The sequence below is a fragment of the Pseudomonas sp. DF11 genome (assembly GCF_058148565.1).
Genome location: NZ_JBYVYN010000001.1, coordinates 643,882 through 663,282, shown reverse-complemented (window position 1 = coordinate 663,282; position 19,401 = coordinate 643,882). Strand labels below are relative to the sequence as shown.

Genomic DNA, 19,401 nt, shown 5'->3' with positions numbered 1-19,401 from the left:
AGGCTATGGCGGCCGGGGCGCAGGACAGCGAGGGCGTTTCAGCCAGGCGGTTTGAGGAAGACTGATGTCGAACATTGAAGAGCTACCCATGCAAGCGTGCACGGCAAGCGAGTATGAAAGCTTGATCGCGATGGGGACGAGCGCGCTCGATGCCATTCCTGGTGCGGTGTACCTGTGCGATCACCAAGGGTGGCTCGTCCGGTACAACAGCGAGGCGGCCGAGCTGTGGGGAAGGGCGCCAGCACTCGGAGAGAACGGCGACCGTTTCTGCGGTGCCTATCGCCTGTTCCTGACCGAGGGTACGCCGCTACCATTCGACCACTGCCCGACCGCCTCGGCGCTCAATACCGGCATAGCCTCGCGCAATCAGGAAGTGATCATCCAGCGTCCGGATGGTTCACGGTTCGTGGCGCTGATGAACATCCGCGCCCTCAGGGATCGGCGCGGCGTCGTCCAAGGGGTGATCAATTGCTTCCAGGACGTCTCGGTGCACCACGCCATGGCCGAAGAGCTTCGACGCAAGAGTGCCGACCTGGAAGACTTTTTCGAAAACAGTGCAGTGGGCCTTCATATCGTCAGTGGCGAGGGCATCATCCTGCGCGCCAACAAGGCGGAGCTGGCACTGCTGGGCTATTCGGCAGAAGAGTACATCGGCCGCCACATCACCGAGTTTCATGTCGACGAACCGGTCATCGGCGACATCCTCACCAAACTGGGCAGTGGCGATTGCCTGGAGAGCTACCCGGCGCGCCTGAGGGCGAAAGACGGCTCGATCAAGCATGTCACGATCACCTCGAACGGGCGTTTCGAGGACGGAAAGCTCTTCAACACCCGTTGCTTCACCATCGACAGGAGCTGCGTCCACGCGGCCGAGGTGGCGCGTAAGGACAGTGATGAGCGGCTTTCGGCGACCTATGAGGCAGTGACGATCGGGATTTCCGAGGTCGATATCGACGGTCGCTTGCTCCGGGTGAACGATGCCCTGTGCAACATGCTGGGGCGGTCGCGCGAAGAGCTCCTGTCGATGACGTTTCTGGACTACACCCACCCGGACTGTATTCAGCAGGATGCCGGGTTGTACGCCCGCCAGGTGGCTGGTGAGCTGGAAAACTACGTGCTACGCAAACGCGCCCTGAAGCCCGATGGCGAGGTGGTTTACCTCGACATCCACAGCTCGTCAGTGAGGGACGCCAACGGTACGTTTCGTTATGGCGTGCGGGTGCTGCAGGACGTCACGCTGGCGCGGCGGATGGAAAACCAGCTCCGCGAAAGCGAGCGGCATATGCGCAATCTGCTCGAAGCCTTGCCTGCCGCGGTGTACACCACCGACGCCGAGGGGCGCATCACGTTCTTCAATCGCGCCGCCGTCGAGTTGTCGGGGCGCACGCCGCAGTTGGGCGAGATGTGGTGTGTGACCTGGAAACTGTTCAATACGGACGGCACCGCACTTCCCCACGATCAATGCCCGATGGCGGTGGCGCTGAAGGAAAACCGGCCGATACGCGGCGTCGAGGCGGTTGCGCAGCGGCCGGATGGCAGCTATGTCCCGTTCACGCCGTTTCCCACGCCGTTGCATGACGCCGATGGAAATCTGGTGGGCGCCATCAACATGCTGGTCGATATTTCCGAACGCAAACAGGCGGAAAACCGCCAGAAGACGCTGATCGATGAGCTCAATCATCGGGTCAAGAACACCCTGGCCACGGTGCAATCGCTGGCGGCCCAAACGGCACGCAATGCGGAGGATGCGAAAGACGGCTACAGGCGTTTCGAGGCCAGGCTCCTGGCGTTGTCGCGGGCACACGATCTCTTGACCAAGCGCCATTGGGGGCAGACTCCGCTTCACACCCTAGCCCTTGAAGTGCTGATGCCGGTCTTTGGCCATGAACCTGGCCGCGTCGTGATCGAAGGTGCTTCTGCGGACGTCGGCACCCGGGTGGCGCTCAATCTGACGATGACCCTCAATGAACTGGCGATCAACGCGCTTAAATACGGGGCCATGTCAGTCGAAACTGGGACGCTTTCAGTTACCTGGCACCTGCAAGCCCAGGCAGAAGGAACGCTGCTGACCCTCGACTGGCGCGAACAAGGCGGGCCGCCCGTGTCACCCCCGGAACGGGAAGGGTTGGGTTCTCGCTTGATGAGGCGCTGCATCGAGCGTGACCTGGCGGGCAAGTTCGACCTCATCTACGCTCCGGAAGGCGTTTGCTGCCGCTTTTCGTTTCTGATTGGAGTATCTGGGGCATGACCCCATTTGCTGGGATCAGGGTGCTGGTCGTCGAGGACGAAGGCGCGATTGCCCTGTTGATCGAGGAGATGCTGGAGGAGCTCGGATGCGAAGTGGTGGCGTCAGTCGCCCGGCTCGCTGCGGCGTGTGACATAGCCGGTTCGGTGCGGGTTGACCTGGCGATCCTGGACGTCAACCTGGCTGGCGAGCGTGTTTTCCCTGTGGCCGAAATTCTTCGCGGTCGCAATATTCCCTTTCTATTCAGCACCGGATACGGCGCCAGCGGGCTAGCCGCCGAATACGCCGGGTGCCCGGTCCTGCACAAGCCATTCTCGGAAAGCGAGCTGCAGCAGAAAATCGCCGTTACGCTGACGGGTGCTCGCGAAAGCAGCCACGCGCCCAGCAGCGATGCCAACTGAGCCGCCGCCATCGCGAGCAGGCTCGCTCCCACAATGGGGCAACGGTGGATTGTGATGGAGTGGCCGCTACAAACCCTCTGTGGGAGCGAGCCTGCTCGCGATGACGGTGGCCTCTACGAGACGTTGCCTCTGGACTGTGCTAAATCTCTCACCGGCAATCAACGTCCCCAAACCCATTCAAGGAGTGATCATGAGTCTCCACGGTCATTACGATCCGCAGAACATCTTTGCGCTGATCCTTCGCGGCGATGCGCCGTGCTACAAGATTTACGAAGACGCCGATGTGTTGGCCTTCCTGGATATCTTTCCTCAATCGCGCGGCCATGTCCTGGTCATCCCCAAAGGCTCCCAGGCACGCAATATCCTCGAGGTCGAGCCCGCTGTCCTGAGCGCGATGATGTCTGCCGTGCAGCACCTGACGCGGATCATCGTGGACGAATTGCAGCCGGACGGGGTCCAGGTCGCGCAGTTCAATGGAGCCGTGGCCGGGCAAACGGTCTATCACATTCACATGCACATCATTCCTCGCTGGGAAGGTGAGGCGCCCGGTGTGCATGGCAGGGGCAAGGCTGATCCCGCGGAACTGGAAGCACTCCAGGCTCGCCTGGTCGAGCGCATTCGCTCAGGGGCGTGATACCGGACGGGGCACAGGCCGCATCAGCTGCCGTGCCCCTGGCTGTTGCGGACCAGCTCATAGGCCCGGCGTACCAATGGATTGACGGTATTTGGCCGAATCCAAAGGTAATAAGTCACGTCCGGCAGGCGCGGTAAACCATCGCTTTCCCCCAATACCCGCATATCCGGCCCGAGCATTTCCATGCTGCGGGGCGTGACGCCCAGCCCTGCGCGGGTCGCGGCCTTGATGCCGATCAGGTTCGAGGCCAGGTAGGCCTGGCGCCAGGGAATATTGGCGCGCTCGAGCGCTTCGAGGGCATAGCGGCGATAGATGCTGGGTTCGTCCACCAGGATCAACGGCAACGGCTCGCCGGGGTTGTGAAGGTACTGGGCCGAGCAGATCCACCACACCGGCGAGGTGCGCAAGGCGAAGCCTTCAAGGTTGGGATCCTGACGGGTGGAAATGATCATGTCGACCTTGCCGCGATGCAGGTCGTCCATCAGGAACGGGCTGCGCCCGACATCGATCTCCAGGCGCAGGCGCGGGGCCGAGCGGGCGATGTGGCTGAGGATCGGTGGCAGGATGGTGTCGGCGATGTCGTGGGGCGAACCGATGCGCAGCACACCACTGAGGCTGCTCTCACGCAGGGAACTGAGGACGTCATCATTGAGCGACAGCATCTGCCGCGCATGCCTTAGCAATTGCTGGCCCGCTTCCGTCAGCTGTTTTTGCCGCCCGCGCTTTTCGAACAAGCTCACCCCGACCTGTTGTTCCAGGCGTTGCATGTGCTGGGTCACCGACGATTGCGTGCGGGACAGTTGGGCGCCCGCTTCGGCGAAGCTGTGGTGATCGACCACGGCGATGAAGGTGCGCAGTAATTCGAGATCGAGGGTCGACATGGCGATTGCTTCATATCAAGGGTGCAAACCTAAACATTACAGAATTTTATGAATTGGTGGGAGGAATATGGTTCATGGCTTTCTGTGAACCAATAAAATAGCGGTTATGCGTTTTTTGCCTGAAAGCCAAACCTTGGAAGTTATAACGATATTAGATATTTGAATTTCCTTTGCCTTCGGGTGATACCTAGGATGCCCACTCATCAGGCCGGGGGACGCCGGCCATTCATGAGGGGAAATCCATGTTGCTCGAGCGCTCACCCGTAAAACGATTGCTGCCTGTCATGCTGGGCGCCTTGATCTCATTGTCGGCCGTCGACATCGTCCGGGCCGATGCCACCCTGGACAAGATCGAGCAACGCCACGAACTGGTGGTCGGCGTGCTGCTGTCCGGTGGTCCGTTCGGTGGCATCGACCCCTCCACCCAGAAACCGCGTGGCTTGAACGTCGATCTCGCCCAGGAATTGGGTCGGCAACTGGGTGCCGAGGTGCAATTGGTGCCGGTATTGCCTGCCAACCGCGTGCAGTTCCTGCAGCAGGGTAAAGTCGATCTGCTGATCGCCAATATGGAATGGACCGCCGAGCGCGGTGAAATCCTCGGGTTCGTGCCCACGCCGTTCTACCGCGTCGGTGGCACCGCGGCGGTACTCAAGGACAGTACGATCAGCCGCTGGGAAGACCTGAAGAATCAACCGGTGTGCACCTCCCAGGGCAGCAGCTATATCAAGCCGCTCACCGAGTTGGGCGTCGAGATCAAGGCCTTCAAGAGCTCCTCGGAATCACTCCTGGCGCTGCGGGGCAACAACTGCGTTGCCGCGGTGCACGACGCCACGCTGATCAATCCGCTGATTGCCGACAATGCCGAATGGCAGGGCTACCGCGCCCTGAGCCCGGAGTTGAACCCGGCACCCTCGGTGATCTGGACGCGCAAGGGCGAAAGCGATACCCAGGCCAGGCTCGATCCGATCATCAAGCAATTGCACCGCAGCGGCTGGCTGATCGAGGCCCAGACCCGTAACCGCATCACGCCGGCGTCACCGGCCTTGGTGGAGTTGCAGAAACAGTTCCAGGCCAACGGTGCCTGAGGACTGTCGCGCCTGCCTTCTCTCTCAACGACTGACGCTCAAGGTAATCACCCATGACTTCATTTTTCATCCCTCGAACCCTGGTCACCCTGTGCCTGGCATGGTCCATCGGATCGGCTGCCAGCCTGGCCCAGGCCGATGCCACGCTGGACCGGATCGAGCAACGTCACGCCATCAGCGTCGGGGTGATGCTCAGTGGCGCGCCATTCGGCACCATCGACCCCAAGACTGGCGAACACCTGGGCTACAACGTCGAATTGGCCCAGGGCATCGGCAAGGCGCTGGGCGTGGAGACCCAGACCGTATCGGTCCTGGCGCCAAACCGCGTGCAATTCCTGCAACAGGGCAAAGTCGACATCCTGATCGCCAACATGCAGTTCACCGAAGAGCGCGCTGAGATGCTCGACTATGTGCCCACGCCTTATGAGGAGGTCGGTGGGGCTGCGTTGATCCGCAAGGGATCGGGTATCAGCCAGTGGGCCGACCTCAAAGGCAAGCCAGTGTGCGTGTCCCAGGGCAGCAACTTCATCAAGCCCCTGCAGGAAACCTATGGTGCACAGATCAAGGCTTTTCGCAGTCAGTCCGAGTCGCTGTTGTCGTTGCGCGGCAATGGCTGCGTGGCCGCGGTCCATGTGAGTCCGACCCTGCATGCGCTGCTGAGCGAAGACGAATGGGCCGGCTATGAAATCCCGCTGCCGGGGGATCTGATCCCGTCGAATTCGGTGATCTGGCTGCGCAAGGGCGAGCACGATACCCAGGCGAAACTCGATGCCATCGTGCGCGACTGGCACCGCAGCGGCTGGCTGATCGAGTTGGGCGAGCGTACCGGCATGGCGCCGTCCCAGGCCCTGCGTGATCTGCATGCCAAGTACAGCAATGCCGCCCCTCTGGCCGCGCAACCATGAGCCAGTCGTTGTTTGCGGCGTTGCAGGCATTGGTGGGTGCCAGGCATGTGCAGAGCAGTGAAGAAGCCGCGCCGTACCTGACCGACAAGCAGGGCCGTTACGTCGGCCAAGTGATTGCCGCGGTACACCCGGCCAGCACCGAAGAGGTGGCTGCGGTGGTCCGGGCTTGCGTCGCGACCGATACGCCCGTGGTGGTGCAGGGCGGCAACACCGGACTGATGGGCGGCGCCACCCCGGACGCCAGCGGTCGCGCCGTGTTGCTATTGCTCGACCGAATGAATCGGGTACGTGCCGTGGACACCGACAACGACACCCTGACCGTCGAGGCGGGCTGCATCCTGCAAACTGTCCAGGAGGTTGCCCGTACGGCCGGTCGCTTGTTCCCTCTGAGCCTCGGCGCCGAAGGCAGTTGCACCCTCGGCGGCAACCTGGGTACCAATGCCGGCGGCACCGCAGTGCTGCGCTATGGCAATACTCGCGAGCTGACCCTGGGCCTGGAAGTCGTGACCGCCCAGGGTGAGATCTGGAACGGCCTGCGCGGCTTGCGCAAGGACAATACCGGCTACGATCTGCGGGACCTGTTTATCGGCAGCGAAGGCACGCTGGGCATTATCACCGCCGCGACCCTGAAGCTGTTTCCACTGCCCAAAGCCCAGGTCACCGCGCTATTGGCGTTCGACTCGTTGGAGCAGGCAGTGGCCTTGTTGTCTCACGCCCGCGCCGGTTTTGGGGCCAGCCTGACGGCCTTCGAGTTGCTCAGCGCCGAGTGCCTTGCATTATTGCGCGAGCAGTTTCCCGACGGTCCGCGGCCATTCTCCAGTGCTCGCCAGCCTTGGTTCGCATTGTTGGAACTGTCCGATAACCACAGTGAAAGCCATGCACGGGAAGTCTTCGAACAGGTACTGGGCGAGGCCTTCGAGCAACACCTGCTGGCCGATGCGCTGATCGCTGAAAACCTCGCCCAGAGCCAGGCGTTCTGGCAACTGCGGGAAAACATGAGCGATGCGCAAAAGCGCGCCGGGCGCAACATCAAGCATGACATCTCGGTGCCGATTTCCCAGGTCGCAGCGTTCGTTGCCCATACCGATGCGCTGCTGCAACAGCATTTCCCCGGTGTGCGGCACTACACCTTCGGTCATCTGGGCGACGGCAACCTGCATTACAACGTTGCCCATCCGCTGGATGCCACGGTTGACGCGCACATGGCCCATTACGCCGCCCTCAGCCGACTGGTCCACGACAGCGCCCACGCCCACGGAGGCTCGATCAGTGCCGAGCACGGCATTGGCCAGCGCAAGGTGAACGTGCTGGGGCGCTACAAAAGTGCGGTGGAGCTGGACCTGATGCGTCGGATCAAGCAGGCGCTGGATCCGCGCAATCTGCTCAATCCCGGCAAGGTCCTGGAGGACATGCGGCCATGACGCTTTACCTGTCCAAGCGCGTGCAGCGGGTTTCGCTGTCCGCCAATGCCGTCGCCAAGTCCCGGGCCACGGCCCTGCGTGAGGCCGGTCGCGACATCCTCGACCTGACCACCGGCGAGCCGGATTTCGATACGCCGGCGCCTATCAAGCAGGCCGCCTATGCCGCCATCGCGGCCGGCGCCACCAAGTACACGCCGACGCCGGGTGTAAAGGCCTTGCGTATGGCCGTGCAACACAAGCTGCGCACGGAAAACCAGCTGGACTATCCGCTGGCATCCATCGTGATTGCCAATGGTGCGAAACAGATCATCTTCAACGCCTTCGCCGCGACCCTCGATGACGGCGACGAAGTGCTGGTACCGACGCCTTACTGGCCGTCGTTCCCGGACAGCGTGCGTTTCAATGGCGGCGAACCGGTGTTCATCGAATGCGGGCTGGACCAGAGCTGTAAGCTCACGCCACAACAACTGGAGCAACACATCGGCGAGCGTACGCGCTGGTTGATCCTCAATAGCCCCGGCAACCCCAGTGGCGCGGTGTACAGCGAGGCCGAACTGCAAGGCTTGGCCCAAGTACTGCGGCGACATGCTCACGTACTGATTCTGCTGGATGAACTCTACGAGCACATTCGTTTCGACGGGCGCCCGGTCCAGAGCTTGCTCAACGTCGCGCCAGATCTGCAAGCGCGCTGCCTGCTGGTGGGCGGGGTGTCGAAGACCTATGCCATGACCGGCTGGCGCATCGGTTTCGGTGCCGGGCCGCAAGCGTTGACCGAGGCCATGACCGTGGTGCAATCGCAATCCACTTCCGGGGCTTCCTCGGTCGGCCAGGCAGCGGCGTTGGCAGCGTTCGAGGGTGGGCTGGATTTCCTCGCGGAACAGGTCGCGGCTTATCGTCAGCGCCGTGACGTGTTGGTGAGCAGCTTGCGCAATGTCGAAGGCCTTGAAGTCCTCGAGCCTCAAGGTGGTTTTTTCGTATTTGTGCGCTGCGCCGGGTTGTTGGGGCGCTATCGCCCGGACGGCCAGCGTCTGGAGCACGATGCAGACGTCGTCGAGTACCTGCTGGACGAGGGCGTGGCTGGCGTCGCGGGCGGTGCTTATGGCTTGTCGCCGTGGTTTCGCCTGTCCATCGCCACGGCGACCGCAACCGTTGCCGAAGCGGGCCGTCGCATTGCCCACGCTTGCGGCCGATTGAGGGACGAGCGATGAGCCATTGGCTGGAGCAGTTCGTCCATTGGAGCGCCGGGCTCGGCCTCAACTACAACTTTTTGCTCGATGCCTATCAGCGCGGCACGCTGGAGCAGGGCGCATTGACCACGGTGTTGTTGTGCCTGTTGACCATCGTCGGCAGCCTGCTGGCGGGCGTCGGCCTGGCGGCACTGTTGACCTCGGGCAAGCCCTGGCTCGCCAGGCCGGCGCGGGTGTTCATCGAAGTCACCCGCAACACGCCGACCCTGGTCCAGCTGTATTGCGCCTTCCTGGTGCTGAACATGCTGCTGACCGAGGCCGTCGGTGCGGCCAATCCGCTGACCCCCTTCGCCTGGGTGGTGATCGTGATCTCGCTGCACAAGGGCGCCTTCCATGCCGAGGCGCTGCGGGCCGGCATCGAGGCGGTGCCCGCGGTGACCCTGGAGGCCGCCAGTTCGCTGGCCTTCGACCACCGCCAATTGTTATGGAACGTGCAACTGCCCCTGGCCCTGCGTTTTGCCTTGCCGTCGCTGATCAACAACCTGATCGATCTGGTGAAAATGACCGCCGTGGCCTCGGCCATTGCCGTGGGCGACATCACCTACGCAGCCATCATGATCTGGACCCAGAGCGATAACGTGTTGGAGCTGATGATTCTGATCCTGGGGTTTTTCGGCTTGCTGAGTTTCACCGTCAATTGCGTGGGGCGCTACCTTGAAGCGCGCCTGAGGATGCCCGGCTATGGCCATTGATTCGTCTGTCATCGTGCCGCTGACTTGGCCGCGTCGACATTTCGGCAAGGTGCTGCTGGGGATCGGAGCGCTGTCCTGGCTGGCGTATTTCGCCCCGCACAGCCCGGTGTTCAAGGCCTTGCTGCAATGGTCACCGGCCCTGGCCGCAGGCTTCGGCCAGAATATTCTCATCAGTCTGCTGGCCATTGGGCTGGGTTCTGCCGTGGGGTTGGTGGTCGGCGCCATGGTCCTGTCGCCCCTGCGCTTGCTGCGCTGGCCGGCACGGATCTGGGTGCAGGTCTTGCGCAACGCGCCCTGGCTGGTGCTGATCTATTTCACCACCTATGTGTTCCCGTTCGAGATTCGTATCGGCCACGGCTATGTCTCGTTTCCCGACTGGATCAAGGTCACCCTCGGCCTGGCGTTGCCGGCCAGTGCCAACGTCGCGGAAATCTTCCGGGGCGCGATTGCCTCGATCCCCAGCACTCAATGGGAGGCCGCGCGCTCCCTGGCGTTCACCCGTGGACAGATTTTCCGCTCGATCATCCTGCCGCAGTGCTTCAAGCGCATGTTGCCGCCGTGGATGAACCTCTACGCGGTGATCACCATGGGCACCGCGCTGGCGTCCCTGGTGGGCGTGCATGACGTGATCGATACCGCGCAGATCGCCAGCAATACCGTGAACCAGACCGGCTTCACCGTGGTGATCTACCTGAGTCTGCTGGTGCTGTTCTTTGCCTATTGCTACCCGATTTCCCGCCTCACCCAATACCTGGAGCGACGTTATGCCTTCTACTGAAACCGTCGCCGAACCCCTGGTCAGCCTGCGCGACCTGCACCTGTCGTTCGGCAGCAACCCGGTGCTCAAGGGCATTGACCTGGATGTGCACCGTGGCGAGGCCGTGTCGATCATCGGCCCGTCCGGCTCGGGCAAGTCGACGATCCTGCGTTGCATTACCGGCCTGTTACAGCCCCAGCGCGGCAGCATTCGCGTCGGTGCCACCGAAGTCCACACCCTGGCCCAGGAAGCCCAGCGCATCGAGTTACGCAAGCGCGTGGGGTTTGTGTTCCAGCAGTACAACCTGTTCCCGCATCTGTCGGTGCTGGAGAACCTGGTGATCGCCCCGCGCAAGGTCCTGGGTCGCAATCGGGCCGACGCCGAGAAAGACGCCCGCGCCTTGCTCGCCAAGGTGCGCATGGAGCACAAGGCCGACGCCTACCCGGGGCAGCTCTCGGGCGGCCAGCAACAACGGGTGGCGATTGCCCGCGCCCTGGCGATGCGTCCGGAGCTGATTCTGTTCGATGAAGTGACCTCGGCCCTGGATCCGGAAACCGTCGGCGAGGTGTTGACGGTGATTCGCGAACTGACCGAAGAGGGCATGACCTGTGTGCTGGTGACCCACGAAATGCGCTTCGCCGAGGAGATCAGCGATGTCGTCTATTTCACCGAGAACGGTGTGATCGTCGAGCACGGTAGCGCCGCGCGGATTTTCCAGCACCCCACCAGCGAGCGTACCCGGGAGTTTCTGCGCCATGCCTTGGGTGATCCGGGGCGGCGGCCGCCCAGCGCCGATGATCCTTACCTGTTGACCAACCTGAGTCGCTACAGCCTGTCCGTTTAATTGTCTGTTCTGAACAATGGAGCCTGCCCATGAGCGTGTTTAGCCGTCCCGATGTCATCGAAGCTTTCCTGCAGAAAGTACGCGTCATCCATCAGCGCGGGGTCGATCGTGCCGCGCTGACTGAAATCGTTGGCCTGTTGGAGGGGCTGGCCGAGCGCCGTGACCTGTTCAACTTCGAAACCTTTCCGGCGCCGGTACCGGGGCAGGGCAGCACCGCGTTCCGCTATCGCCTCAATGACGATGGCGACACTCCGACGCTGTACCTGAACTCGCTGCTGCCGGGCAAAAGCACGATCCCTCACAACCACGAAACCTGGGCAATTATCACTGCGGTCGAGGGCCAGGAAATCAACTACGTCTACCAGCGCGACGACGAGGGGAGCGAACCGGGCTACACCACCCTGCATCTGGAAAAGGAAGTGATCGTGCAGCCCGGCACCTCGATTTCGTTCCTTGGGGAAGACCTGCATGGCATTCGGGTCGCCGGAGAACAGCCGACCCTGCATTTCCACCTGTATGGCTTGCCGCTGGAATCGCTCAATGGTCGCTATGGGGTCGAGGCCGATGGGCGGATTCTCAATTACAACGCCTCGCAAATGGCCCCGTCGATCAAGGCCTACGCCCACTGACGCCATTTCGTGCACCAGTCATTCCTTTATTCCAGCGGGACTCCCATGAGCCAGACCATAACTCCCGGACAACTGCAGCAGTGGTTGTTCGATGGGCAGGAAATCGCCCTGTTTGATGTGCGCGAGCACGGCCAGTACGGCGAAGCCCATCTGTTTTTCGGGGTGAACCTGCCCTATAGCCGATTGGAGTTGGAGGCGCGGCGACTGGCGCCCAACCCTCGGGTGCGGCTGGTGATCTATGACCAGGAAGGCGCGGATCTGGCGACGCGAGCGGCACAACGCCTGCAAGCGCTGGGCTACATCAATGTGTATAGCCTGGAGGGCGGCGCCGACGGTTGGCAGGCAGCCGGCTATCAGCTGTTTGCCGGCGTGCACGTACCGTCCAAGGCCTTTGGCGAACAGGTGGAGGCGGTCCGGCATACGCCTCACGTCAGCGCCCGTCAACTGGCGCAATGGCAGGCCCGGGGTGAACCCTTGGTGGTACTCGACGGCCGACCGTTGGAGGAGTATCGCAAGATGACCATTCCCGGTTCGATCTGTTGCCCGAATGGCGAACTGGGCTACCGCGTGCACGATCTGGTACCGGACGAGCAGACCCCCATCGTGGTCAATTGCGCAGGTCGAACCCGCAGCATCATCGGCGCCCAGACGCTGATCGACCTGGGGCTGAAGAACCCCATCTATGCCCTGGAGAACGGTACGCAAGGCTGGTACCTGGAAGACCTGCAACTGGAGCATGGTAGCGAGCGCCGCTATGCCGACCAGGTATCGGCCGCTACATTGCCGGCGCAGCGCTTGGCGGCGGCACGACTGGCCGAACGGGCCGGCGTGCCTAGCGTCGAGGCTACTCAGGTCGAGCAGTGGGCTGCGGACGCCGGACGCAGTCTTTTCCTCTGCGACGTGCGCACCGCTGAAGAATTTGCCGCCGGCACGCTGCCGGGAGCACAACACACGCCGGGCGGGCAGTTGATTCAATCCACCGACCTGTATGTTGGCGTGCGCCAAGCGCGGGTTGTGCTGTTCGATGACGACGGCGTGCGCGCACCGATCATCGCCAGTTGGTTGCGGCAGTTGGGGCATGAGGCTTTTGTATTGTCGGGAGGGCTGAGCAGTGGCTTGGCATTACCTGTTCCAGCAGTCGTCGCGCCTGAAAAACTGCCGCTGATCAGCGTGCGGACCTTGGCCGATGCCCTGAAGGATGACGCGGTGGCATTGATCGACCTGCGTTCGAGCAGCGCCTATCGCAAAACGCATATCGCCGGCGCGCGCTGGTCGATCCGGCCCTTGCTGGCCGCCGCGCTGGCAGATGAGCGACGGCCAGTGGTGCTGGTGGCCGATGATTCCCGGCTCGCCGCCTTGGCGGCGCTGGAGCTGCCGCACACGGCAGTCCGCTGGTTGTCCGACGGCGTGGATACCTGGCGTTCGGCAGGCCTTGCATTGCAAGAGGGTGCCCAGACGCTGCCAGATGAACAGTGTATCGATTTCCTCTTCTTCACCCACGACCGTCACGCTGGAAACAAGGACGCGGCGCGCCAATACCTGGCCTGGGAAATCGGCCTGTTGGCGCAGATGAGCGCAGACGAAGTCGCCAGCCTCAAGCCGCTGCAACCAGGGCCGCAAAACGTTGTCGGTGGGCTGGATCGCACCCGCCTGGTCCAGGGCGCGCGCCCGGAAAAAGGCAGCGGTGCCCGCTCGGTCAACGTACCGGTCAGCCGCCTGAGCACGGTGCTGTTCGACAACCTGGCACAGATGCGTGACGCCCGTTCCCGGCGCGACAGTGAGCGGGTCTTGAGTTATGGCGCCCGGGGCAATCCGACGGCCTTCGCCCTGGAAGACCTCGTCACGGAGTTGGAAGGTGGCTACCGCACCCGGCTGTTCGGCACTGGGTTGGCTGCCGTGGCGCAAACCTTCCTGGCCTACCTGCGACCTGGCGATCATGTGCTGATTACCGATGCGGTGTACGCACCGGTACGGCGCGTGGCCCGGGACTTCCTCGAAACCTTCGGCATAGAAGTCGACTACTTCGCCCCCGATGGCAGCGACCTGCCCGGACGGCTGCAAGCCAACACCAAAATGGTCTACACCGAAGTCCCCGGCTCATTGCTGTACGAGCTCTGCGACTTGCCAGCCATCGCCGCACTCTGCAAACCGCGGGGCATCCTGCTGGCAGTGGACAATACCTGGGGTTCGGGCGTGCTGTACCGGCCACTGACATTGGGCGCCGACATCTCGATCATGGCCCTGACCAAATACCTGAGCGGACACAGCGATGTGGTCATGGGCAGCGTTTGCACTCGGCAGGAGGCTTGGCCGGCACTGGCGGCCATGAGTGACACCTTCGGCAATACCGTCAGCCCCGACGACGCCTACCTGGTCCTGCGCGGCGCCCGTACCCTCGCGCCACGCCTGGATATACACGAGCGACAGGCGCTGGAAGTCGCCCGCTGGTTGCAGGCGCAACCGCAGGTCAAGCGGGTCTTCCATCCGGCACTGCCCGAGCATCCGGGTCACGCCCTTTGGCAGCGGGATTTCCAAGGCAGCAATGGGTTGCTGTCCTTCGAGCTTCGCGAAGCCGACGATGCGTACCTTGAGCGGTTCATCGACGCCTTGCAACTGTTCGGCCTGGGTGCGTCCTGGGGCGGTTATGAAAGCCTGGTGACCGTGGCAAATACAAGGGATCGCGAGAGCGCCGAGGATCGGGCGTTGAATCCGGTGGTGCGGTTGCATGTGGGGCTGGAGGAGGTGGGCGCGTTGGTCGAGGATTTGCGCAGGGGGTTCGTTACGGCAGAAGCTGGGTGAGATGGCGCGGCCGGCCAGCCGACCACGGTTAACGCGTTGAATAGCACAGGCATACTATATCGAGAACCCCATACCGAACTGCATCATGGCTTGGCTTTACACAAGCATTTGTACAAGGCGCGTTGCTAATGGCGACCTTCGGCATGGATATCAGTTCGAGGCAGGATATGAGGTTCTTGATTTGTGTTGGGTTGACGCTGACGCTTTACGGATGTGCCGGTTCTCCCTTGAGCAACCTGGTGACGAACCAGCGCTACCAGACGACGTCGGACATCACGGCATCGTGGGTGGGCGCGACCGAGGATGAATTGGTCATGTCATGGGGTACGCCGAAAGGTAGCCATGCATTGAGTGATGGTTCGAAGATCATCTCTTACAACTATGCATGGCTGACCAATGGCAGCCACTCTATGGAGTGGGGCTACATTCCCGATTATGCCCGTTGCGAGCAGAGATTCCTGGTTGAAAAGGGGATCCTCACCCGATGGTACTCCTCCGGCGACTGCCCCAAGAGGCCTGAAGGCACCAAGTTGATTCCCGGCGGCACCCCCATTCCCAAGCCGACGCTATGACAGCGATTGACCCGGGGCAAGCCGGAGGAGGTATCTCCTTGCTCAATTGAATCGAAGGCTGCCTGTCTCATCATTGCAGCGGAATATAGACATCCGTCTGCCATTGATCCTGCGGTGTTTCGGGATAGACGCTCAGGTAGTGGAAGAACAGGGGTTGGTCACGCAGTTCCTCGCCACTGACGGGCAGCCAGTCGCGGTAAATCGGATAGATCGTTTCGCCGATGTGGTCCGGTGACCCTGTATGTCGCACTACCGCACAACGACCGCCTGGAATGAGGCGCTCGTGCACGTCGAATTCGTTCGGCCCCACGGCCTCGTGAATCTCGCCGCAGATGGCGAAGCGGAATGCATGCGCAGGTGTTGTATCGGGATTGTTGTAGGGAATGCCGAAAGTGCGACTCGATATCACCGGCGACTGTCCGCTCTGCATGCGCCACTGGACAAACTTGCGCACGCTTTCATTGACGAGCCCGGTGGGGCCGCGGTGCTCCAGCGCTGCAACCTTGACTTCAGGGAACTCCACGATTCTTACTTGCATGATGATCGTCCTGGAAAAGTGAGGGATGGTGAATACCGCATTCCAGACCTGCCAGTTCGGCGCCTTCCTGAACGCACTAGGCGTCATGCCGAATGCGCGCCTGAATGCCCTGCAAAATGCCTCGGGACTTTCAAAGCCGGCAGCGAGTGCCGCGTCCAGTACCGAGTGATCGGGAAGGGCGGCAAAGTGATGCGCCGCCCTTCTCAGTCGCATCAATTGCACATAACGAGAGACGGGCACACCGATGAACGCTGTGAATTGTCGGTGAAAGTGAAAGGCCGAAAAGTTCGCCACATGGCTCAACGTCTTTACCGACAGGTCACCTTCGAGATTGGCCTCGATGTAGGCGAGCACAGTGTTGAAGCGTTCGGTATAAGCGCGATGGGTTGGTATGTCGGACACTGGCAAAGGCTCTTGGAAGTACGGTCGGCAATAGAATCGACGATAGCAGGGTGAGCGCGCCTAGCCGGATTTGCTCAAGGCAGGTTTCGGTTTGAGCAACGATCCCCCAGCAAACGCCATTTTCTTATCCCGCACAATACAATGGGCTACCAAATCCTTTCCCAACCGTTACCATTGCGCGCTCACCTCCCGACACCTCGGACTTCACTTTCATGAAATTGCGCCTGCTGACCGCTGCCTTGTTTTTCACTTGTACCCTGACTCACGCCGCAGAATCGAAACCCGTTCCCAAAGTCCTGGAAGAACAGATCGGGCACTTGGTGGCACTCATCAAGGACAGCTATGCCACCGGCTACCCTGAGGCGACTATGGTGCAGACCCTGGACACCGGCGAGGACAGCCAGGTCACCCTGGCGGTCTTCACCGTCGAGGGTTTCGGCATGGGTAACAACTACAGCCAATACCTGGCGGCCTTTACGCCCGAAGAGAATGAAGAAGGTGTGCCGCATTACAGCCTGTTGGATGTGATGCGCATCGGTGGCGACAGCTGGCGTGCCATCGACAAACTGGATGCCAAGCTGGTCAGCGACCCGGCAGGTGAGCAGACCCTGATCGACATTCCCGTGATGGAGAATACCGACGACGATGCGCCGAATTTCCCAAGCAGGGCTTCCGTGATTCACCTGTCCCTGGAAGGTTCACAGTCACTGCGATTGGTGGAGAAAAGGTAAGCCTCTCAGTTCAGTCGGATTTATGTGATTGCGATATGGGTGTTATGTAACTGGCGCGATTGATTGATCGTTATTGGCTGAAGAGGGGTTCCGACTGGAGTTGTGAGATTGGGCCGCTCCGGACAGGTCTGGAGACCTTCAGCCTCACAATTCCCATTTGAACCTGGCGTATCGCTGATTCTGCCGGTTGAGCCTTGAAGACCAACAGTACAGAACCGCTCTATGGATCATCCGCCACTTCCGCTCGGCTTCACGAAACAACGGACTGCCTCGACTGACGACTCAATCCAGGCGTCTTGCCGGTAATGCGCTTGAATGCGCGGCTGAAAGCAGCCTGAGAGGTATAGCCCAAGCGCTGCGCCACCTCTTCAATCGGTAGTCTTTCGAGCGTCAGCCACTGGCTCGCAAGCCGCATCCGCAATTCGGTGACGTAGCGTAGCGGGGCCATGCCAATCGTCATTTGGAAACGGTCGGCGAAGACCGAGCGCGAGGTGTTGCATTGCTCCGCCAACTGCGCAACGGTCCAGTCGCGCCCCGGTTGTTGATGCAGTGCCAGAAGTGCATTGGCCAAGCGTGGATCGCGCAATGCGGCGACCAGGCCAGAGGCATTGCCGCAGGCACACTCCACCCAGCCGCGAACGACCATGGCGGCCACCACGTCGGCCAACCGCGCGAGGATGCCGGCGAAGCCGATACGTGCGGCGCTGACCTCGCGCTCCATGGTGGTCAGGATAGGCACCAGCCCGGGGTAACGCTGGCCACCGGCATCAATCAGCATCAGGCCCGGCATCAGCCGGCCAAGGCCATGGATACTGCCCAGTTCAAACTCCATGCAGCCACTGAACAGAACGGTGGTCGGCGTGGGGCTGGCATCGGTTCCGGTATCCACCGCGCTGACAGCATCACCAAGGGGGGCGCCGTCTAGATGGTCGATGTCCTGAACAGGCACGTCCGCATGGGAAAGCAGCTGATGGGCCGCGCCATGTGAGATGAATACGGCGTTGCCGGCAGACAGCGCGTACGTCGTCCCGTCCTCCATCCGCAGCACCGCATTGCCGACCGCCAGGAAGTGAAACCAGGCATGCCCAGGTTTGTCGGCGAAGCTCAGGCCGAAGGCTGGACCGGCTTGGATACGCCGATACTCGACGCCACGCAGGCGCATGCCGCGCAACAGCTCATTGATGAGATCCGAGGAGAGAGCAAACTGATCAGTAGGCATCATTCAGGTGTTTCGGTCAAAAAGTCGAGGTTTTCGATCATAGATCATCCGGTTTCTCGCGCCTAGACTGCGGGTCGCGATTAAGATTGGGAGATCCGTGCAATGACTGACTGTGTTTGTAATGCCGTATCCGACAGCCGTCCCGGCGCCGGGCTGGATGTGGAACCTGCAACCCCCGCGTGGATGGCAGTCTTCTCGTTGGCGATGGGGGTGTTCGGATTGCTGACCGCTGAGTACCTTCCGGCCAGCCTTTTGACGCCGATGGCTACCGATCTGGGTGTGTCCGAAGCGCTGGCTGGCCAGGCGGTAACCGTGACAGCAGTGGTGGCACTGTTCGCTGGCCTGCTGGTGCCAGGCCTGACCCGCGGTATCGACCGTCGCTGGGTGCTGCTGGGTTTTTCCACGTTGATGATCGTATCCAATCTTTTAGTCGCCGTTTCCTCCAGTCTCGCGGTGCTATTGGTGATGCGTATCTTGCTGGGTATTGCCCTTGGCGGGTTCTGGAGCATGGCGGCAGCGGTGGCGATGCGCTTGGTACCGGGGGCTTTGTTGCCCCGAGCGCTGTCGATCATTTTCAGTGGCATTGCCGTCGGGACGGTGGTTGCGGTCCCGCTGGGCAGTTACCTGGGCGGGCTATATGGCTGGCGCAGCGCGTTCTTTGCCGCGGCGGCGGTAGGTGTGGTGACCCTGGCTTTCCAGTCGTTCACGCTGCCACGCCTTGCGCCGCGTACGCCGGCACGCCTGCGCACCGTACTCGAGGTGTTGCAACGCCCGGGTATCGCCATGGGTATGTTCGGCTGTGTGCTGGTGCACAGCGGCCACTTCGCGATGTTCACCTATGTTCGGCCATTCCTCGAGGGCACTACCGGCATCGGCCCGCAAGGGCTGTCGCTGATGTTGCTGGGTTTCGGTGTGGCGAACTTCGTTGGCACGTTGTTGGCCGGGTGGCTGCTTGAGCGTCGTCCACTGGCCACTCTGGTGTTGATGCCCGCGCTGGTGGGTGTTGCAGCGCTGGCGTTGGTGCTGTTGCCGGCCTCGGTGCCGGGGCAGGCGGTACTGCTGGCGATCTGGGGCCTGGCCTTTGGTGGTGTGCCAGTGGCGTGGTCGAACTGGGTCGCCAACGCAATACCCGATCAGGCGGAAAGCGCCGGGGGCATGGTGGTGGCGTCTGTGCAGTCGGCCATCGCAACAGGCGCGGCCGCTGGCGGTGCGATGTTCAGCCTCGGTGGCAGCGCAGGCGTATTCGTAGCGGCGGCCGTGCTGATGCTGCTGGCCGCGTTGCTGATTGCGTTGCGTGTGCGAGTCCCTTCTATCCGTGGCAGTGCCCAGGCCAGGCCGGCGCTGCACCTTTGATCCGGCTCCCCAAGCCGCTCCGATCCCGTCCGTAACCCGGAGATAC

18 protein-coding genes are annotated in these 19,401 nt (G+C 61.8%); 15 read left to right on the top strand and 3 right to left on the bottom strand.

What is annotated here, in order from left to right:
- Nucleotides 1–64: 64 nt before the first annotated feature.
- The 3 genes from AC30D9_RS02760 (at nucleotide 65) to AC30D9_RS02750 (ending at nucleotide 3,280) form a co-directional block, all read left to right on the top strand.
- Nucleotides 65–2,248 (top strand): PAS domain-containing sensor histidine kinase, encoded by a 2,184-nt coding sequence (locus AC30D9_RS02760; RefSeq protein WP_490143369.1) that lies wholly within the window; start codon nucleotides 65–67, stop codon nucleotides 2,246–2,248.
- Nucleotides 2,245–2,646, top strand: a complete 402-nt coding sequence (locus AC30D9_RS02755) for a response regulator (protein ID WP_490143368.1) — start codon at nucleotides 2,245–2,247, stop codon at nucleotides 2,644–2,646. The genes AC30D9_RS02760 and AC30D9_RS02755 overlap by 4 nt, the downstream gene beginning before the upstream one ends.
- 190 nt (nucleotides 2,647–2,836) lie before the next feature.
- Nucleotides 2,837–3,280, top strand: a complete 444-nt coding sequence (locus tag AC30D9_RS02750) for an HIT family protein (RefSeq protein ID WP_134924588.1) — start codon at nucleotides 2,837–2,839, stop codon at nucleotides 3,278–3,280.
- 23 nt (nucleotides 3,281–3,303) lie between these two features.
- Here AC30D9_RS02750 and AC30D9_RS02745 read toward each other — a convergent pair whose 3' ends face one another.
- The gene (locus AC30D9_RS02745) at nucleotides 3,304–4,161 is read right to left on the bottom strand and encodes a LysR substrate-binding domain-containing protein (RefSeq protein WP_134924587.1); all 858 of its coding nucleotides are present in this window, start codon (nucleotides 4,159–4,161) and stop codon (nucleotides 3,304–3,306) included.
- Between the two features lie 242 nt (nucleotides 4,162–4,403).
- On the opposite strand from AC30D9_RS02745, the gene AC30D9_RS02740 reads away from it, so the two are divergent.
- The 10 genes from AC30D9_RS02740 (at nucleotide 4,404) to AC30D9_RS02695 (ending at nucleotide 15,112) form a co-directional block, all read left to right on the top strand.
- A complete protein-coding gene (locus AC30D9_RS02740) occupies nucleotides 4,404–5,246 on the top strand; it encodes a transporter substrate-binding domain-containing protein (RefSeq protein WP_134924586.1) in 843 nt (280 codons plus the stop codon).
- A 53-nt stretch (nucleotides 5,247–5,299) separates the two neighbouring features.
- Complete coding sequence (locus AC30D9_RS02735; protein ID WP_134924585.1) at nucleotides 5,300–6,151, top strand: transporter substrate-binding domain-containing protein; 852 nt, start codon at nucleotides 5,300–5,302, stop codon at nucleotides 6,149–6,151.
- Nucleotides 6,148–7,572 carry an FAD-binding oxidoreductase gene (locus tag AC30D9_RS02730; protein WP_134924584.1) on the top strand — a complete coding sequence of 475 codons (1,425 nt, stop codon included), beginning with the start codon at nucleotides 6,148–6,150 and terminating at the stop codon, nucleotides 7,570–7,572. The genes AC30D9_RS02735 and AC30D9_RS02730 overlap by 4 nt, the downstream gene beginning before the upstream one ends.
- Nucleotides 7,569–8,780, top strand: coding sequence for an aminotransferase class I/II-fold pyridoxal phosphate-dependent enzyme (locus AC30D9_RS02725; RefSeq protein ID WP_490143367.1), 1,212 nt, complete (start codon nucleotides 7,569–7,571; stop codon nucleotides 8,778–8,780). The genes AC30D9_RS02730 and AC30D9_RS02725 overlap by 4 nt, the downstream gene beginning before the upstream one ends.
- Nucleotides 8,777–9,511 carry an amino acid ABC transporter permease gene (locus AC30D9_RS02720; RefSeq protein WP_109753047.1) on the top strand — a complete coding sequence of 245 codons (735 nt, stop codon included), beginning with the start codon at nucleotides 8,777–8,779 and terminating at the stop codon, nucleotides 9,509–9,511. Before AC30D9_RS02725 ends, AC30D9_RS02720 begins: the two co-directional genes overlap by 4 nt.
- On the top strand, nucleotides 9,501–10,289 hold the full coding sequence (locus tag AC30D9_RS02715; protein WP_134924582.1) for an amino acid ABC transporter permease: 789 nt from the start codon (nucleotides 9,501–9,503) through the stop codon (nucleotides 10,287–10,289). The genes AC30D9_RS02720 and AC30D9_RS02715 overlap by 11 nt, the downstream gene beginning before the upstream one ends.
- Nucleotides 10,276–11,112: an amino acid ABC transporter ATP-binding protein gene (locus tag AC30D9_RS02710; protein ID WP_134924581.1), complete on the top strand. Its 837-nt coding sequence runs from the start codon at nucleotides 10,276–10,278 to the stop codon at nucleotides 11,110–11,112. Before AC30D9_RS02715 ends, AC30D9_RS02710 begins: the two co-directional genes overlap by 14 nt.
- 29 nt (nucleotides 11,113–11,141) lie before the next feature.
- On the top strand, nucleotides 11,142–11,741 hold the full coding sequence (locus tag AC30D9_RS02705) for a cysteine dioxygenase family protein (protein WP_134924580.1): 600 nt from the start codon (nucleotides 11,142–11,144) through the stop codon (nucleotides 11,739–11,741).
- Between the two features lie 45 nt (nucleotides 11,742–11,786).
- Nucleotides 11,787–14,540, top strand: a complete 2,754-nt coding sequence (metC, locus tag AC30D9_RS02700) for a cystathionine beta-lyase (RefSeq protein ID WP_490143366.1) — start codon at nucleotides 11,787–11,789, stop codon at nucleotides 14,538–14,540.
- A 128-nt stretch (nucleotides 14,541–14,668) separates the two neighbouring features.
- Nucleotides 14,669–15,112, top strand: a complete 444-nt coding sequence (locus AC30D9_RS02695) for a hypothetical protein (protein WP_490143365.1) — start codon at nucleotides 14,669–14,671, stop codon at nucleotides 15,110–15,112.
- A gap of 70 nt (nucleotides 15,113–15,182) precedes the next feature.
- Here the strand turns inward: AC30D9_RS02695 and AC30D9_RS02690 are convergent, their stop codons facing one another.
- Nucleotides 15,183–16,052 (bottom strand): AraC family transcriptional regulator, encoded by an 870-nt coding sequence (locus AC30D9_RS02690; RefSeq protein ID WP_490143364.1) that lies wholly within the window; start codon nucleotides 16,050–16,052, stop codon nucleotides 15,183–15,185.
- A gap of 212 nt (nucleotides 16,053–16,264) precedes the next feature.
- Between AC30D9_RS02690 and AC30D9_RS02685 the strand changes: the two genes are divergently transcribed.
- Complete coding sequence (locus AC30D9_RS02685) at nucleotides 16,265–16,783, top strand: hypothetical protein (RefSeq protein ID WP_490143363.1); 519 nt, start codon at nucleotides 16,265–16,267, stop codon at nucleotides 16,781–16,783.
- A gap of 250 nt (nucleotides 16,784–17,033) precedes the next feature.
- On the opposite strand, the gene AC30D9_RS02680 is transcribed toward AC30D9_RS02685, so the two are convergent.
- The gene (locus tag AC30D9_RS02680) at nucleotides 17,034–18,002 is read right to left on the bottom strand and encodes an AraC family transcriptional regulator (protein ID WP_134926645.1); all 969 of its coding nucleotides are present in this window, start codon (nucleotides 18,000–18,002) and stop codon (nucleotides 17,034–17,036) included.
- A 102-nt stretch (nucleotides 18,003–18,104) separates the two neighbouring features.
- Here AC30D9_RS02680 and AC30D9_RS02675 point away from each other — a divergent pair, with 102 nt between their 5' ends.
- Nucleotides 18,105–19,355 carry an MFS transporter gene (locus AC30D9_RS02675; RefSeq protein ID WP_490143362.1) on the top strand — a complete coding sequence of 417 codons (1,251 nt, stop codon included), beginning with the start codon at nucleotides 18,105–18,107 and terminating at the stop codon, nucleotides 19,353–19,355.
- Nucleotides 19,356–19,401 lie beyond the last annotated feature (46 nt).

Coding starts and splice junctions, on each gene's coding strand:
- AC30D9_RS02760 (WP_490143369.1), top strand. CDS start 65: ATGTCGAACATTGAAGAGCTACCCATGCAAGCGTGCACGGCAAGCGAG.
- AC30D9_RS02755 (WP_490143368.1), top strand. CDS start 2,245: ATGACCCCATTTGCTGGGATCAGGGTGCTGGTCGTCGAGGACGAAGGC.
- AC30D9_RS02750 (WP_134924588.1), top strand. CDS start 2,837: ATGAGTCTCCACGGTCATTACGATCCGCAGAACATCTTTGCGCTGATC.
- AC30D9_RS02745 (WP_134924587.1), bottom strand. CDS start 4,161: ATGTCGACCCTCGATCTCGAATTACTGCGCACCTTCATCGCCGTGGTC.
- AC30D9_RS02740 (WP_134924586.1), top strand. CDS start 4,404: ATGTTGCTCGAGCGCTCACCCGTAAAACGATTGCTGCCTGTCATGCTG.
- AC30D9_RS02735 (WP_134924585.1), top strand. CDS start 5,300: ATGACTTCATTTTTCATCCCTCGAACCCTGGTCACCCTGTGCCTGGCA.
- AC30D9_RS02730 (WP_134924584.1), top strand. CDS start 6,148: ATGAGCCAGTCGTTGTTTGCGGCGTTGCAGGCATTGGTGGGTGCCAGG.
- AC30D9_RS02725 (WP_490143367.1), top strand. CDS start 7,569: ATGACGCTTTACCTGTCCAAGCGCGTGCAGCGGGTTTCGCTGTCCGCC.
- AC30D9_RS02720 (WP_109753047.1), top strand. CDS start 8,777: ATGAGCCATTGGCTGGAGCAGTTCGTCCATTGGAGCGCCGGGCTCGGC.
- AC30D9_RS02715 (WP_134924582.1), top strand. CDS start 9,501: ATGGCCATTGATTCGTCTGTCATCGTGCCGCTGACTTGGCCGCGTCGA.
- AC30D9_RS02710 (WP_134924581.1), top strand. CDS start 10,276: ATGCCTTCTACTGAAACCGTCGCCGAACCCCTGGTCAGCCTGCGCGAC.
- AC30D9_RS02705 (WP_134924580.1), top strand. CDS start 11,142: ATGAGCGTGTTTAGCCGTCCCGATGTCATCGAAGCTTTCCTGCAGAAA.
- metC (WP_490143366.1), top strand. CDS start 11,787: ATGAGCCAGACCATAACTCCCGGACAACTGCAGCAGTGGTTGTTCGAT.
- AC30D9_RS02695 (WP_490143365.1), top strand. CDS start 14,669: ATGGCGACCTTCGGCATGGATATCAGTTCGAGGCAGGATATGAGGTTC.
- AC30D9_RS02685 (WP_490143363.1), top strand. CDS start 16,265: ATGAAATTGCGCCTGCTGACCGCTGCCTTGTTTTTCACTTGTACCCTG.
- AC30D9_RS02680 (WP_134926645.1), bottom strand. CDS start 18,002: ATGCCTACTGATCAGTTTGCTCTCTCCTCGGATCTCATCAATGAGCTG.
- AC30D9_RS02675 (WP_490143362.1), top strand. CDS start 18,105: ATGACTGACTGTGTTTGTAATGCCGTATCCGACAGCCGTCCCGGCGCC.